A 14,634-nucleotide genomic window follows, 5' to 3' on the forward strand; every position below is an offset into this window, starting at 1 on the left:
TCGGGCGGTATTGTCCGCCTGGGAACCTCGGTATGGCGCTCCCGCGCCCTGACGTGAGACACCGTTTGGGTGAGGCCGCCATGGCCCGTGGATACAGGTTCCTAGCGCGTCGAGAGAGTTTACTCACGGGTGCCTCGGCGGGGGGCACTCGTTGCGGCGATCGGGTACGACCTGCCCTCGCTTATCCCAGGGGCAACTGTCACGACGCTCGTGCGCGACTGTGGCGGGGCCTACCTGCCCACGATGTGCGACGACCAGCGGGTACGCGCCAACTTCGCGGACACCGAGGAGATTGGACTGCGGCTCGCCTTCGTCGTTCCCGCGGCGGAAAGCTCGCGGTGGACCCCTATCGTGCTTTGTGGTGGCTACCTCACAACGTCATATCAATCTCGTCGCGCACCCATCCCCCGTCACCGCGCACCACATTCACAGCCAGAGGCAACTGATGGGAGGCGCTCTCCAGGATGTGCATCAGGTAGCCACCTGTGTTCACAAACGCCGCGATGTCGCCGCGAGCCACCCCGTCGCCGAACCGCAGGCGTCGACGAAGGATCAGTTCGTCCTCCACGCAGTACGCGCCCACCAGGAAACCGTCAAACGGGGCACTGGGCACCCCCGCATCGGCGGGCCGCACCCAGCGAGGATCGAGAAGGAAGTCCACCGACGTGGATCGGACCTGTGTGCGATTCATGTGCAAGCCGACCAAGGGAATACTGTCACTCGTTGTCTTCCTAAACGCGACGTGCGCCAAGGTCATGCCGCACCCGTCCAGAACCGAGCGGCCGGGCTCACAGCGCAACTCGAGGTCGCGTGCGGCGAGGTCGTCCGCGATGGACCCCTGGTCGACGCCTGGCGCCCGCAACACGTCAAGCAACCATTGCCCACGGACAGGTCGCTGCCAATACGGGTAAAGCGAGCTTGACGGGCGCGATGCGTCCGGGTCGGTCAGCCCCAGGCGATCTCCGCGCCATGTGAGATTCTCTGAAGCGTCTTCGGCAAGACCCTGCCAGAAGGTACTCCATTGCGCCGGTTGCTCAAGGTAACTCATCGGAATCCCACCACCCATGTCAACGAATCTGAGGGGGTGACCTCCCGCGCGGAGGCGATCCGTCCATCGGAGTGCCTCTCGCAACACGACAACACGCTCGTCGGCGCTGTAGCCATTGAGGTGAAAGTGGATGCCTTCGACTCTCAGACCGTCGAGGTCGACCTCCGCGAGCGCGCGGTTCCATCCTTCCGCGCCAAGGCCAAACCGGGTGGGAGGGATGGCCGGATCTGACGATGCAAGCCGAAGCGCCACGCGCGCGCTGGTCTCGCGGCCCGATGCTGCGAGGGCCACGTCATAGAGCTCGTCAGAGTTGTCGAGGCTGATCACCGCGCCGGCTTCGATGGCCAAGTTGATGAGCGCGCGTGACTTCACTGCCGCGGTCACGATGATGTTGTCGCCGGCCACGCCCAGGTCCAAGCACTGACGCAATTCCGCGAGCGACGCCACGTCTAAGCCCAAACCAGCCGCTGTCGCTGCTCGGACCAAGCCGAGCGCCTTGTTGGCCTTACGCGCGACGTAGACCCCCAGATTGACGCCCTGCTCCCGCGCCGCGTCGATCAACTCTGCGGCGTTACGTGCCAGTGGCGAGAAGTCGAGGATGTTTACCGGTGAGCCATGCTCGCTGAGGAGTGAAGCGCACTGCTGAGAATCGCCCAGTAGGTCCTCCATCCATCGCTCGGTACGTGCCGTCAACGGGAGCACGCCCTCGCATGCCACCTGCGTTGGATCAGCCATGTGTTCCCACCTCTGTTTCGTGTGCCGAATTCACTCCTTGACTCGAACGCCAATCCGTCACGAGGCGGTGGGCCCACCGCCTAGAGTCACCATGGAGGCGCCGCTGGAGCGAGTCGTGCCCAATGACGGGATCCTCCGTGGGTCTGCCCAGCGCCGCGAGCCCCTCGCTCGGCTCGCCATCAGCACCTACGCACGCGGCATCGGGAGTCGTGAGAACTCCTCGTTCTCCGGGCCTCACCGTGACGAGACCATCGGTGAGGAGCTGATCCCACGGCGCGCGATCTCTGCCTGGCTCCCACATGACGCCATCCCATGGTCGCGCGGTGTCGGAGATGCCCGGCCCCTGGGTGAAGGCGTCGATCACCACTGAGTGCTCCTGAACGTCCTCACCTCGCGCCACGCGCAGATAGCCCGCGTCCCGTAAAGCCAGTAGACGCAGGTGCGTCACAAGCGGCGGCCCAAAGGCCCATCGCTCGAGCGTCGCGGCGCGCGCGCGCCAGCGGGACCACAATTCGACGTCACGAGGAGCGCGCTCCATCGACCGCACCACATCCGCGTAGCCAGCGGACCACGCGCGACCCCACCACCAGGCAGGATCGCCGTCGACTTCTCCCAGCGCTCGGTCCACATCCCCGGCCCAGCGCGCATCAGGGGCGCCCGTGACGCTCGTGTCGAGGCGTGCCCAGAGCACTTCGCGAGTCACGCTCGCACCGGAGGCAGCTGCTGCAGCCATCGCAGCATCAGCCATCGCCTCCCACCATGCGTCGTCGGGCGTGCAGCCTTCCGTCCATGTGGAGGTTACCGCTGTGACGGCGTCTACGACCGCGGCGGGGATAGACACTGGCTTGGGCAGCATCGGCTCTCCGGAACGGGACATGAGAGTGATTGAGGAGGGCTCCCCTCCCGAAGGCAGGTAACGAAGCCCGGAAACCACGGCTGAGTCGACTACCCACTGACCACCCCTTCCTGAGGTGAGGTCCATGACGACGTCGAACGCCGTGAGCGACGCTCCCCGGACCACGACCGGCTCCCCGGGACGAGGCCCACGTGAACTGTCGACGACATCAGCATGATCGATGCCGACGCCTCCCGCGTGCCCCGTGGCGAGAAGTACTCTGCGGGCGCGTTCAGATGCGGCACGACTCCCTGTGACGTCAACCGCCTGGCAAACCCACCCATCCACCTCAGGTCGGATGGTCACTGCGCGAACTCGACGGTGTGTGACTTCTAGCCGTGGCGATTCGCAGATTCTCTCAAAACTCCACGCAAGGTAGCGGCCTACGTCCGCGCGCGGTGGGAAGGGTCTCGCGTCACCCTCTTGCCATTGGCTGAAAGTTAGCGGAATGGCCGCACACGAGGCGTCGACGATCCGCGAGTCGACATTCATGAGGAGATGCGCGGGCTGGTTTGGGTCCCACACGGCGCCTGCCCCAGGGGTGGCTGCTTCAAGCACCGTCACGCGCAGTGGTCGACTGCCTGGCGCAGAGTGTCGACGCGCCAGTTCATCGTCGAGGTCCGCGAGTGCGTACAGCGCTTTTGGGCCCCCTCCCACTACGACGAGGTCCGCCACGTCGTCCACCAGTTCGCGATTCATGCCCTGCAGCTGAAGGGGTTTGGAGCGTCAGTTACGCCGATTGCCTCCTCGGCGTCAGCGATCTCAGCGCGCACCCACTCGTCGTCGTACACCGTCGGCAAGTAGGCGCCACCACCGTCGTGCACGAGCATCGCGACGGATGTTCCCGGGACGAGCGAGGGGAGGTCGTAGCCGATTGCCGCGACAATTGCTCCCGTGGAGGCACCTGCGAGTAACCCCTCCCGACGCGCCAGAAGTCGGCACCCGCGGACCATGTCGGCCTCACTGATGCGGTGAATCGCGTCGGGACGCGCTTGTTGGGAGAGATTCGTCGCAAACCCTGCGCCCAAACCAGGCAGTTTGCGTTCCCTCAACGCTCCACCAAAGAGCGCAGAGCCCTCCGCGTCAACTCCGACGAGCCGCGTCGCCCAGCCGGCACGCTCGATGGCCTGCTGACAACCGAGCAGCGTGCCAGTGGTGCTCATCGCGACGTACAGATGGTCGGGTGGGCCGCCTAGCGATGCGACAAGTTCCGGCATGGTGGTGTGTGCGTGGGCAGACGGGTTGGCGGTATTGCCGTACTGGTTGGTGGTGACCGCGCCTGGTACGTCCGTGAGCAATTGCTCAACGCGTTGCACCCGGGCACGTAATCGGTTGCCATCAGCGGGAGTTGCCACCATGTCCACCCGTGCACCAAAGGCGGCCATGGTCTTGACCGCGGCAACGTTGGCCCGCTCGTCAACCACCGCGACAAAGGTGTAGCCGCGTTGTGTGCACTGGCGTGCGAGCGCCATGCCGAGGTTCCCTGACGTCGACTCGACTACCGTCGCGCCCGGAACTAACGCGCCGCTGCGCTCAAGGGCATCTAGAAGAAACTGGGCAGTGCGCTCCTTGGTGCTTCCCGAGATCTGGAGCTGATCGAGCTTGGCGTGGAGACGCGCTCCGCCTCCCGGGAATAGCTTGTCGAGTTGGGTCACCGGAGACGGGAGGTAGCCCCCGTGAATAGCGACGCTCGGCATGCTCATCGCCTGCATTGTCCCGTCAGGTGTCATCGCTGCATTCCTCCCTTGAGCCCTTGTGCCACAGAACGAAACACAGATCATGCCGTATGGTCCCGGCTCCACTGGTCAGTATGCATAAACCTCGCGGCACGCGTCGGCATTCCTCGCGAACGGAAGATTCTTTGCACGTGAAAGGGCGCAAGAGTGCACTAGCGAGCAACTCGGAGGAACACCCGTAGGCCAAAAATGACTAAGGACCGCCCATCGGGCGGTCCTTAGTCATCTAGTCGGGGTGACAGGATTTGAACCTGCGACCCTCTGTTCCCAAAACAGATGCGCTACCAAGCTGCGCTACACCCCGTCCGGCTCAAACTTCGATCCGGTTACCCAACATCGGCCAGGCTCCGCTACTCTAGTACGCGCCGGTGATTCTTCCTAACGAAGGTCCCCGTCAAATGCGGGTGTAGCTTAGTGGTAAAGCCTTAGTCTTCCAAACTAATGATGCGAGTTCGATTCTCGTCACCCGCTCCACGAGCAGCGCGGCCGGACTTCTCATCCGGCACGACGCACGTGATTGAGACAGCAGGAGCCGGGTCCCTAGGGCCCGGCTCCTCGTCTTTCTCCACACACCTCGATGAGAAACCTAAATAAACGCACCGATCACTGCGCCCACTACCGCGAGCGCCACCATGTCGTGCAGGCCGTCAATGACGGACAGGCTCTGGCCGCGCAGCGCGAAGCCGTTATGGATGACGTGGGCACCGAGGCGGAAGACGGCGCCCACGAACAGGCCGAACACAATTCCGCCGATGACCGAGCCCACGCCGAGCTCCCACATCAGAACGTTCATGACCACGGCAGTGACGAACGCCACCACACCCGTCGCAACATACCGACCGGGGCCACCGTCGGCTGACGCGATGTCCTGCTCGCTGAGGCCCACCTGCTTCATCCAGCCGCGCCCCACCACCTTGGGGTGATACCACACGGCGCCCACAACGAACTGAGCAACCGTCGCGACAATCACCGCTAGCCAGTTGACGTCGCCGAATGAAAACCAGTCCATGCCCTTACCTTCTGTCGCTTTCCGCGGCCTTGGCGATGTCTTCGAGATCTTGCTTCAACGCGTTCTCGGTGGCCTTCATCCCGACCTTGCCGAATACTGCCCACCCCACACGCTGGCCCAACTTGGGATGGGGCGTGGATGCCGAGAATTCTACGCTCAGCACTACCCCCAGTTCACTAGGGACACACGTAAATACGGTGGTATATCGGGTGCCGCCGGAATCTGCGGCGATGGTGGTGCATCGCGGCTCTACCGCATCCGTGACCCACATTTCCTCGATCTCAACCTTGCCGAACATGCGCCGGGTTTCGCGCCAGCGGGTTCCGACGCCGTAATCAGGGCCACCAACCCGCTCCACCGAAACGACGCTCGAGAGCACCTTGGGCGCCGCATCGATATCCGTGAGCACTGCCCACACCTGCTCGGGCGCGGCCAGGATCTCCCTCGCAACTTCGACTCTGTGACCAGTCATGGCACTCCCCCTGCTCGACTCCCTCGTCGACAAGCCCAGCGTAGCCCCGTTCCCACTAGCCCCGCACGGCCGTCGCCATGGTGGCGTGATGCCGCTTGCCGCAACGGCCGTGCGCCGCTACTCTGACAATTACCGCACACGAGAGGTCAGTGAGATGAGCAACCGGAGCCACGTCGTCATGACGTCTGCTCCTGCCGTCCTGTCCTGTGCCCAGCTCTCCTGCATGTGCGTCTGCATGTGTACCGAGGGCTGCAGCTGTCAGTAGAGCGCTGACACCTCACGCCCCGCGGCCCCCACGGCCCCGCCAGGCACGTTAGCGCTCGCCCCGGTATCGAATCGCGATACATCAGCGTTGTTCATCACAGTTCCCACATGGCACTACTCCCTTAAGGAAATCCTCATGGCAAAAATCTACGAAAATGTCACCGACCTGATCGGCAATACTCCGCTGGTCAAGATCAATGCACTCGCCGACGGCGTCGACGCAACGATCCTGGGCAAGCTCGAGTTCTACAACCCCGCCAACTCCGTCAAGGACCGCCTGGGTGTTGCGATCGTCGACGCCGCAGAGGCATCGGGCGAACTCAAGGCCGGCGGCACCATCGTCGAGGCAACGTCGGGTAACACGGGTATTGCACTCGCAATGGTCGGCGCCGCCCGCGGGTACAACGTGGTCCTCGCTATGCCCGAGACGATGTCGCGCGAGCGTCGAGGCCTGCTCCGCGCCTTTGGCGCAGAGCTAGTTCTGACCCCAGGCCCCGAGGGCATGTCGGGCGCGGTCGCCGCTGCCGAGAAGATCGCTTCAGAGCGTCCCGGCTCGATCCTCGCCAAGCAGTTCGCGAACGCCGCCAACCCTGAGATCCACCGCAAGACCACCGCGGAAGAGATCTGGGCCGACACAGACGGCAAGGTCGACATCTTTGTTGCGGGCATCGGCACCGGCGGCACCATCACCGGCGTGGGCGAGGTCCTCAAGGCCAAGAACCCGGAAATCCAGGTCATCGCCGTGGAGCCCAAGGAGTCCGCCATCCTCAACGGTGGCGAGCCCGGCCCCCACAAGATCCAGGGCCTCGGCGCTAACTTCATTCCGGAGATCCTGAACCAAGAGATCTACGACGAGGTATTCGACGTCGACTCTGAGACCGCCATCGCCACCGCACGCGCGGCTGCACGCAAGGAAGGCTTGCTGGTGGGAATCTCCTCCGGTGCAGCTATCCACGCGGCGATCGAGATCGGCAAGCGTCCCGAGAACAAGGGCAAGACGATCGTCACGATCATCCCGTCGTTCGGTGAGCGCTACCTCAGCTCGGTGCTCTACGCCGACCTGATGGACTAATTCACTACCTCAAGGACACCCCAGGTCTCACTTCATGAGTAAACGCATCGGCTTTCTGAAGCTCGCCGTCGAAGACATTCGCACGGTGCACGACCGCGACCCCGCGGCCCGCTCCACGCTAGTCATTGTCGCGTCTTACCAGGGCCTTCACGCCGTGTGGCATCACCGTGCCGCACACTGGCTCTGGAACCACGGAATGAAGACCTACGGGCGTTTGTGGTCGCAGGCAGCCCGTCGTCGCACCGGGATCGAGATTCACCCCGGTGCGACGCTGGGCCGTCGCGTCTTCATCGACCATGGCATGGGCGTCGTCATCGGCGAGACTGCGGTAGTCGGCAACGACGTGCTGCTGTTCCACGGCGTCACGCTCGGCGGCACCACCATGAGCCCCGGCAAGCGCCACCCCACCGTGGGCGATCGTGTGGTCATCGGCGCTGGGGCAAAGGTCCTTGGCGCCGTTCACGTGGGCTGCGACGCCCGCATCGGCTCCAATGCCGTGGTGGTGAAGGACGTGCCAGACGGCGCGACCGCAGTGGGAATACCCGCCAAGATCCGCAATCATCCCGCCGAAAAGGAGGCCTCCACCGCCGCCTCCGCGGTCGACTCCGGCGACTCACATGCACACCACGATCTCGACGAGCCTCCTGAGGTGCGCGAACCTGCGATGTACTACATCTAACTGCGCCCTCGAGGCCGCGGTTTTTGGTGAGAATCACGAATTTGCCTCTACGGGTCACCGGGACGGCCGCTAGCGCCTAGTCTGAACCCGAACCACTGCCCCCCATTCGGGGGGCATGGCTCCCCAAAATCGGGTGTGCCCCCTCAGCCACACCCGACAATGAAAGCCCCTGGCCACATGGCCGGGGGCTTTCATTGTGTTAATGGTCTCTATCAGCCAGATCGGCGCTGAGTATCGCGATGCTACGCGTCAGTCGCTCGCAGCATCCACGCGGTCTTCTCGTGCGCACGGATGCGCTCCGTGACGAGGTCGGCCGACGCGACGTCACCGGCCTTCTCCGCGATCTCGGTAAGCGGCCGGGCCACGCGAATGATGGTCTCGTGCCCTTCAATGAGGTCCTTGACCATCTGCGCCGCAGTCGTGGCGCCCTTGTTGTCCTTGACGCTTGCGCGCTCGAGGAATTCGGCGAAGCTACCAGGCGACTTCTCCCCGATCGCCCGCACTCGCTCGGCAACTAAGTCCGCCGCCTCCTGTAGTTCGATGTACTGGTCCTCGAGCATCTGGTGCAGCGCTGGGAACGTCGCCCCCGTCACGTTCCAGTGATATCCCTGCGTCTGGACATACAGCGTGTAGGTGTCCGCGAGGAGGTTCGACAACCCGTCCGCGATCTCCGTGCGATCCGCCGCTTCAATACCGATGTTTGGCTTGTTCTCAGTCATTGCTCACAGTGTCCTTTCCACTCGACAGAGGCGCCGATGGCGACGCCAGGTACGCATGAGTAAACCGGTGCATCGGGCACCGTATTCCGGCATGGGTTCGCGCGCGCAAAGTTTCCTCACGCCACTGCGCCCTTGAGGGAATGACACGCGCCGTCGCGTGGTTTGATTCGGTATGAGCGAAACCATCCTTCCTGGCGCCGGCATCAAGGTCCCGTCCGATTCCTCCGCCGAGTCCTGCCCGATGCCCACCTCGGCTCAGGCCCCTGGCGACGGGTTGCTCGTCGAGGCATTGGCCGCAGCGAAGACCATCGCGGTCGTGGGCGCCTCCCCTCACGAGGAGCGCACGAGCCACCAGATTGCGGTGTGGCTGATCGAGAACACGCCCCTCGAGGTGTTTCTGGTCAACCCCGCGGGCGGCGAGGCTGAGATCCTGGGCCACGCCTTCTACGACTCCATCGCAGACCTACCCACGCCTCCGGACATCGTCGACGTGTTCCGTCGGGCCGAGTACGTCGACCCGATTGCGGACGACGCTGTGGCGGCCGATGCTCACTTGCTGTGGCTTCAGCTGGGCGTGGTCAACGATGCCGCCATCGAGCGCGCACGCGAGGCTGGCCTGGTAGGTGTGCAGAACCGCTGCATCAAGATTGAGTGGGCACGCCTTGCCGAGCAGATTGATCTGGTCCGCGCCGAGCGCGATAGCTAAGGTCGGTGCCACAATCGCAGTATGAGTAAGTTTCATGCCGCAGAGCCGCACAGGGTGGCGCCTGAAGGATATGAGCCGCTCGATTTAACCCCAGAACGTTGGGACGACATGGTCACTCTCGACGAATGGGCGTTCACCGAGCCCCTGCAATCCGAGCAACGTGTCGCCCTTCGCGAAGCGTTTCCGTGGGGGCGAGGGCGCGGCATGACTATCGCCGATCCGCGCCTTGGCAAGCCCGGGACTTTGGTGGGGATTCGTGGGAGTTTCGGGCTCCACATGGTCGTGCCGGGAGGCGAAAGGATCGCGACTTCCGCCTTGAGCTGGGTGGGAGTGCACCCCGGCCACCGGCGGCGGGGCATTTTGCGATCCATGATGCACGACCATTTTGCCCGGTCGATCGAACGCGGCGAATACGTCAGCTCCTTGTTTGCTGCCGAGCCTCAGATCTACCAACGTTTTGGATATGGCCGAGCCGCCTGGCACGTCCGCGCCACCTTTGGCCGCGGGGCCGAACTAAGGGAGGTCCCTGGAACTACCGACCTCACCGTGCGACTCGAACGACTCTCACACGAAGCCCACTCAGAGTTGATGTCCACCGTGCAGCGACAGGTCACGCGGCCTGGCGCGATGGTCCGCGACAGCGAACCCCTTGCGCGCGAGATGACTGCCTCAGAAGTCAATGATCGTCCCAGCGAAGAGCGCCTCAAAATTGCGATCGTCTCGAACCCAGCAGGCGAGCCAGTGGCATACGCATTGTTTAGGCGAAGGGTGAAGTGGGAAGGTTACAGTGCCGATGGCACAGTCACCGTGAACGAGTTTGTGACAACCACGGGAGCAGCCTCCCGACGCCTCTGGGGTGTGCTCCTTGATCTCGACCTCTCGAGCAGGGTCCTCGTCACGTGTTTGCCACTCGATGACCGGCTCATGATGCTCGCACTTGACCAGCGCTCACCAAAACCTGTCATCGAAGACGACCTATGGCTGCGCATCTTGGACGTGCGTAGGGCGCTCGAGGCGCGCACCTACGCCAGGCCGATTGACCTTGTGGTGGGGGTATCAGACGCTCAGTTGCCTGCCAATCAAGGGCTATGGCGGATCGCCACCGAGCCCTGGAAAGCTACGGAAATGGAACCTCCCAGCAACTCGTTCACCACGGGCGCTGCCGCACGTCACGATGGGGCGTTCGTAGCCCGTGTCAGTAAGGTGGCCGACAGCGACCGGGAACCGATTCGGGTGGACATCCGGCTGGGGATTCAGGAATTAAGCGGGGCATATCTGGGTGGTGTCACCATTGAGTCACTAACCGAAGCCGGCCTCATCGAAGAGCACACCCCAGGTGCCTCACGCCTGCTCTCTGCCGCAATGCAGTCAGCCCAGGCCCCTATGTCTTCGTTCCAGTTCTAAGTCTTTCTCCCCCGAGTTTCCCAAAGGCAGGTAAACCTGAAACGATGGAACCGTGAAGAAATCAGAGGGTTATCAGTCAGTCAGCATCGATGAATCGCGTATCGACGAGCTGTTCCAGGTGGTCCAGTGGGCCTTCGTGGGTGAATGGCTCAAGGAAGATCGCCAGGACTACATCGACGCGATTCCAGTTGAGCGATCGCGCGCGGTCGAGGTCACGGACGAGCGTCGCGGCAACGTGGGCGAACTCGCCGGGGTCCACGCCAGTTTTGGCACCGACATGATCACTCCCGGAGGCCGCAGGGTCGCGACCGCCGGCCTATCCTGGCTGGGAGTCCACCCCGCGCATCGGCGTCGCGGTCTCATGACCACCATGATTCACGACCACTTCTCCCGCAGCATCGCACGCCACGAACACGTCAGTGTGCTGTATGCGATGGAGTCCGAGATCTACGCACGCTTTGGCTACGGCATGGGCGCGCAGACAGTCAAGGCTTCTATCCCGCGCGGGCCGCGGATGTGGCACGTCGACGGCACCGAGGAGCTCACCGTGCGCTTGGAGCGCGCAGACTTCGACCAGCACGACCAGTTGGTGGCGGATCTCCAGGCCAAACTTGAGCGCCCCGGCACCATCCTTAACCCCGTGGGCTCCGGCCGTAACGCGCGCTTCACTGACCCTGTGGGCAACCGCCACGGAATGGAGAGGTGGCGCATCTGCATCATCGAGGACGCTGGCGAGCCCGTGGCCTATGCCTTCTTCCGCCGCAAGCCCGACTCCGAGCTGGGTATCCACGACGGCGTCGCACAGGTGCGCGAGCACGGCTCGCTCACACCGGCCGCCTCGCAGAAGCTTTGGCAGGTCCTTACCGACTTCGACCTCGTGGGTACCACCAACACCGAGAACCTTGCCACGGACGACCCCCTGTTGTTCCAGCTCAAGGATGCGCGCGGCGCACGCACCAAGGTCATCGACAACATCTGGGTCCGCCTGCTCAATGTGCCCGAGGCGCTGGTGGCCCGCGAATACTTCCACGACTGCGACGTCACGTTCCACCTCAGCGATAGGCACATTGTGGAGAACGCCGGCACGTGGCGAATCGTCGTCAAGGACGGCAACGCCACGGTCACCCGGGCTGAGGGCACACCGGACGATGCTGACCTCCAGATGGATATCCGTCACCTGGGCACGGTCTACTTGGGGGGCACCTCACTCGAGGCGCTAAGCTCAGCGGGCCTAGTCAAAGAGAACACCCCCGGGCAGGCACGCGAACTCGCGATCGCGATGCTGTCTCCGGTCGCTCCGCTGACCAACTGGGACTTCTAGCCCCCCTGTGAACGCGAGAAAGCCCCCGCCAGAAGGTACTGGCGGGGGCTTTCTGCGTCGCGCGTGATCGCGTCAGGAAGTCACTTGTTTGGCGTGTACGCCATCATCTCGTCGATGCGGCGCTGGTGACGCTCGCCCTCGCTGAAGGGAGTCGCGATGAAGGCGTCCACAATCGCTGTCGCCTCGTCCTGCGTGTGGAAGCGGCCGCCCACGCCAACCACGTTGGCGTCATTGTGCTCGCGTGCTAACTGCGCAATCTCAACGCTCCACGCGAGCGCGGCACGAATCCCGGGGACCCGGTTGGCCGCGAGCTGCTCGCCATTGCCCGAGCCGCCAATCACGATGCCCAGCGAGCCCGGCTCAGCAATGACGCCCTCAGCGGCTGCGATGCAGAATGAGGGGTAATCATCCTGGGCGTCGTACTCAAACGCGCCGTGGTCCACGACGTCGTGACCCTCAGTCGTGAGGTGAGCAATCAAGTGCTGCTTGAGTTCGAACCCGGCGTGGTCTGATCCAATGTGTAGGCGCATACGGACATTGTGCCAGGCTCATCGGCACGGTGCGGCGCTTAGCCGGGGGCGAAACTTGGGCCACAGCATCGGCCGCTCGCCATAGGGTAAGGACATGGCACTGAAATCAGGAATCGACGCGTCCACCTTCTCTCCCACCATCCGTCCCGGCGACGACTTCTTCCGGCACGTGACGGGCCCCTGGGAGGAGTCCCACCAGATCCCGTCGGACCGCAGTGCGGATGGCTCGTTCTACAAGCTCCGCGACGAGGCGGAAGCGCACGTGCGCGAACTGGTTGACGTGGCCCCCACAGGCAGCCGCATCGGCGCGCTGTACGCGTCGTTCATGGACGAGCACCACATCAATGAGATGGGCGTGGAACCACTCGCGCCCGATCTGGCCATCATCGACGCCGCCACGTCCCACGTTGACTTGGCGCGTGCAATGGGAGACCTGCAAAGGCTCGGCATCGGTGGGGCCGTGGGTTATTACGTCCACGCAGACGCCAACTCGCCCGACGAGAACGTGGTCTACATCATGCAGGGCGGAATCGGCCTGCCTGACGAGGCGTACTACCGCGAGGACAGCCACGAAGAGACCCGCAACAAGTACGTCGCGCACATCGACCGCATGGCCGGCCTGACGGGCCTGAACTTCACCGGCGCCGGCGTCTTCGAGCTAGAGAAGACCATCGCCAGCCACCACTGGGACAACGTTAAAACGCGCGAAGCCGACCTCACGCACAACCCCACGACCCTGGCGACACTCATCGAAACCGCCGGGGGTTTCCCTTGGCGCGAGTGGGCAGACGCGATCCACCTGCCTCAAGCAGCCGAGGACCTACTCATCGCATCTGAGCCGAGCTTCCTCGAGGCGCTGGGTGAACTGTGGGCCACCGTGTCGATCGAGGACTGGAAGGCATGGTTGCGCTGGCGCGTGGCGTTGGGCCGCTCCGCGTACCTGACCGACGAGATCTCCAAGGCAAACTTTGAGTTCTACGGCACCGTCCTGTCCGGCGCCCCCGAGCAGCGCGAGCGCTGGAAGCGCGGCGTGAGCCTTGTCGAGGGCGTGGTGGGCGAGGAAGTGGGCCAGCTGTATGTGGAGAAGCATTTTCCGCCGTCTCACAAGGAGCGGATGGACACGCTGGTAGAGAACCTCGTGGCCGCGTACCGCACTTCCATCGACGGCCTCGAATGGATGACCGACGCGACTAAGGCCAAGGCCCTCATCAAGATCGGCCAATTCACCCCCAAGATTGGCTACCCCGAGAAGTGGCGCGACTACTCCGCTCTCACGCTTAGCGCGACCGACCTGGTCGGCAATATTCGCGCGAGCGCGGCATTCGACGAGGACTGGGACTGGTCCAAGATTGGGAAGCCCGTGGACCGGACCGAGTGGCTGATGACTCCGCAAACGGTGAATGCGTACTACCTGCCCACAGCGAACGAAATCGTGTTTCCGGCGGCCATTTTGCAGCCGCCCTTCTTTGACGCCGATGCCGACGACGCGGTGAACTACGGCGCGATCGGCTCCGTGATTGGCCACGAGATTGGCCACGGATTCGACGACCAGGGCAGCAAATTCGACGGCACCGGAAAGCTCACCGATTGGTGGACCGAAGAAGACCGCGAGGCATTCATGCAGCGCGCCGGGGTGCTCATCGAGCAGTTCAACGGCTACACGCCCAAGCAGCTCGAAGGCGAGGATGGCGATCACACCGTCAACGGTGCGCTGACCATCGGCGAGAACATCGGCGACCTGGCCGGCGTCATGATCGCCCTGCGCGCCTACGAGATCGCGTGCGGAGGAGACATCGCCGATGCTCCCGTGATCGACGGCTTCACCGGGCTGCAGCGCTATTTCCTTGGCTACGCGTTGTGCGAGCAGATCAAGGTGCGGGACGAGGCACTCAAAACGCGCCTCGCGACGGACCCCCACTCCCCCAGCGAGTTCCGCGTTAACGGCATTGTCCGCAATATGGAGGCCTGGTACGAGGCCTTCGAGGTGGGCGCGGACGACGCCCTCTACCTCGCCCCCGAGCAGCGTGTGACAATCTGGTAGCAC

Annotated in this window: 13 protein-coding genes and 2 tRNA genes; 7 read left to right on the top strand and 8 right to left on the bottom strand. The window is 63.7% G+C overall.

The window, feature by feature from the left end; all coding sequences use genetic code 11:
- Positions 1-370: 370 nt before the first annotated feature.
- The 4 genes from AOP77_RS01620 to AOP77_RS01635 all read right to left on the bottom strand — a co-directional run bounded on the left by AOP77_RS01620 (position 371) and on the right by AOP77_RS01635 (position 4,718).
- Positions 371-1,783 (bottom strand): alanine racemase, encoded by a 1,413-nt coding sequence (locus AOP77_RS01620; protein WP_152649728.1) that lies wholly within the window; start codon positions 1,781-1,783, stop codon positions 371-373.
- Entirely contained in the window at positions 1,776-3,377 is a 1,602-nt protein-coding gene (locus AOP77_RS01625; protein WP_062208481.1) for an FAD/NAD(P)-binding protein, read from the bottom strand. Before AOP77_RS01625 ends, AOP77_RS01620 begins: the two co-directional genes overlap by 8 nt.
- Positions 3,374-4,381 (bottom strand): pyridoxal-phosphate dependent enzyme, encoded by a 1,008-nt coding sequence (locus tag AOP77_RS01630; protein ID WP_201774075.1) that lies wholly within the window; start codon positions 4,379-4,381, stop codon positions 3,374-3,376. The genes AOP77_RS01625 and AOP77_RS01630 overlap by 4 nt, the downstream gene beginning before the upstream one ends.
- Positions 4,382-4,644: 263 nt before the next feature.
- A tRNA-Pro gene (locus AOP77_RS01635) sits at positions 4,645-4,718 on the bottom strand.
- 96 nt (positions 4,719-4,814) lie between these two features.
- Between AOP77_RS01635 and AOP77_RS01640 the strand changes: the two genes are divergently transcribed.
- A tRNA-Gly gene (locus AOP77_RS01640) sits at positions 4,815-4,888 on the top strand.
- 112 nt (positions 4,889-5,000) lie between these two features.
- On the opposite strand, the gene AOP77_RS01645 is transcribed toward AOP77_RS01640, so the two are convergent.
- Positions 5,001-5,423: a DUF1761 domain-containing protein gene (locus tag AOP77_RS01645; RefSeq protein ID WP_062208484.1), complete on the bottom strand. Its 423-nt coding sequence runs from the start codon at positions 5,421-5,423 to the stop codon at positions 5,001-5,003.
- A 4-nt stretch (positions 5,424-5,427) separates the two neighbouring features.
- Positions 5,428-5,895 (bottom strand): SRPBCC family protein, encoded by a 468-nt coding sequence (locus AOP77_RS01650; protein ID WP_062208487.1) that lies wholly within the window; start codon positions 5,893-5,895, stop codon positions 5,428-5,430.
- 400 nt (positions 5,896-6,295) lie between these two features.
- Here AOP77_RS01650 and cysK point away from each other — a divergent pair, with 400 nt between their 5' ends.
- Entirely contained in the window at positions 6,296-7,231 is a 936-nt protein-coding gene (gene cysK / locus AOP77_RS01655) for a cysteine synthase A (RefSeq protein WP_062208490.1), read from the top strand.
- A gap of 34 nt (positions 7,232-7,265) precedes the next feature.
- Positions 7,266-7,910 (top strand): serine O-acetyltransferase, encoded by a 645-nt coding sequence (gene cysE, locus AOP77_RS01660; protein WP_084622134.1) that lies wholly within the window; start codon positions 7,266-7,268, stop codon positions 7,908-7,910.
- Between the two features lie 242 nt (positions 7,911-8,152).
- Here cysE and AOP77_RS01665 read toward each other — a convergent pair whose 3' ends face one another.
- Positions 8,153-8,629, bottom strand: a complete 477-nt coding sequence (locus AOP77_RS01665; protein WP_062208493.1) for a Dps family protein — start codon at positions 8,627-8,629, stop codon at positions 8,153-8,155.
- A gap of 172 nt (positions 8,630-8,801) precedes the next feature.
- Here AOP77_RS01665 and AOP77_RS01670 point away from each other — a divergent pair, with 172 nt between their 5' ends.
- The 3 genes from AOP77_RS01670 to AOP77_RS01680 are packed head-to-tail and all read left to right on the top strand — an operon-like array spanning position 8,802 to position 12,060.
- Positions 8,802-9,335, top strand: a complete 534-nt coding sequence (locus tag AOP77_RS01670) for a CoA-binding protein (protein ID WP_084622136.1) — start codon at positions 8,802-8,804, stop codon at positions 9,333-9,335.
- A gap of 21 nt (positions 9,336-9,356) precedes the next feature.
- Complete coding sequence (locus AOP77_RS01675; protein ID WP_084622138.1) at positions 9,357-10,739, top strand: GNAT family N-acetyltransferase; 1,383 nt, start codon at positions 9,357-9,359, stop codon at positions 10,737-10,739.
- Positions 10,740-10,791: 52 nt separating this feature from the next.
- Positions 10,792-12,060 carry a GNAT family N-acetyltransferase gene (locus tag AOP77_RS01680; RefSeq protein WP_062208499.1) on the top strand — a complete coding sequence of 423 codons (1,269 nt, stop codon included), beginning with the start codon at positions 10,792-10,794 and terminating at the stop codon, positions 12,058-12,060.
- Between the two features lie 80 nt (positions 12,061-12,140).
- On the opposite strand, the gene AOP77_RS01685 is transcribed toward AOP77_RS01680, so the two are convergent.
- Entirely contained in the window at positions 12,141-12,590 is a 450-nt protein-coding gene (locus AOP77_RS01685) for a ribose-5-phosphate isomerase (protein ID WP_062208502.1), read from the bottom strand.
- A 94-nt stretch (positions 12,591-12,684) separates the two neighbouring features.
- On the opposite strand from AOP77_RS01685, the gene AOP77_RS01690 reads away from it, so the two are divergent.
- Positions 12,685-14,631 carry a M13 family metallopeptidase gene (locus tag AOP77_RS01690; RefSeq protein WP_062208505.1) on the top strand — a complete coding sequence of 649 codons (1,947 nt, stop codon included), beginning with the start codon at positions 12,685-12,687 and terminating at the stop codon, positions 14,629-14,631.
- Positions 14,632-14,634 lie beyond the last annotated feature (3 nt).

Origin of the sequence: Demequina oxidasica, from assembly GCF_000975115.1 — a bacterium.
Taxonomy (GTDB): domain Bacteria; phylum Actinomycetota; class Actinomycetes; order Actinomycetales; family Demequinaceae; genus Demequina; species Demequina oxidasica.

Coding starts and splice junctions, on each gene's coding strand:
- AOP77_RS01675 (WP_084622138.1), top strand. CDS start 9,357: ATGAGTAAGTTTCATGCCGCAGAGCCGCACAGGGTGGCGCCTGAAGGA.
- AOP77_RS01650 (WP_062208487.1), bottom strand. CDS start 5,895: ATGACTGGTCACAGAGTCGAAGTTGCGAGGGAGATCCTGGCCGCGCCC.
- AOP77_RS01685 (WP_062208502.1), bottom strand. CDS start 12,590: ATGCGCCTACACATTGGATCAGACCACGCCGGGTTCGAACTCAAGCAG.
- AOP77_RS01645 (WP_062208484.1), bottom strand. CDS start 5,423: ATGGACTGGTTTTCATTCGGCGACGTCAACTGGCTAGCGGTGATTGTC.
- AOP77_RS01665 (WP_062208493.1), bottom strand. CDS start 8,629: ATGACTGAGAACAAGCCAAACATCGGTATTGAAGCGGCGGATCGCACG.
- AOP77_RS01630 (WP_201774075.1), bottom strand. CDS start 4,381: ATGAGCATGCCGAGCGTCGCTATTCACGGGGGCTACCTCCCGTCTCCG.
- cysE (WP_084622134.1), top strand. CDS start 7,266: ATGAGTAAACGCATCGGCTTTCTGAAGCTCGCCGTCGAAGACATTCGC.
- AOP77_RS01670 (WP_084622136.1), top strand. CDS start 8,802: ATGAGCGAAACCATCCTTCCTGGCGCCGGCATCAAGGTCCCGTCCGAT.
- AOP77_RS01625 (WP_062208481.1), bottom strand. CDS start 3,377: ATGAATCGCGAACTGGTGGACGACGTGGCGGACCTCGTCGTAGTGGGA.
- cysK (WP_062208490.1), top strand. CDS start 6,296: ATGGCAAAAATCTACGAAAATGTCACCGACCTGATCGGCAATACTCCG.
- AOP77_RS01690 (WP_062208505.1), top strand. CDS start 12,685: ATGGCACTGAAATCAGGAATCGACGCGTCCACCTTCTCTCCCACCATC.
- AOP77_RS01620 (WP_152649728.1), bottom strand. CDS start 1,783: ATGGCTGATCCAACGCAGGTGGCATGCGAGGGCGTGCTCCCGTTGACG.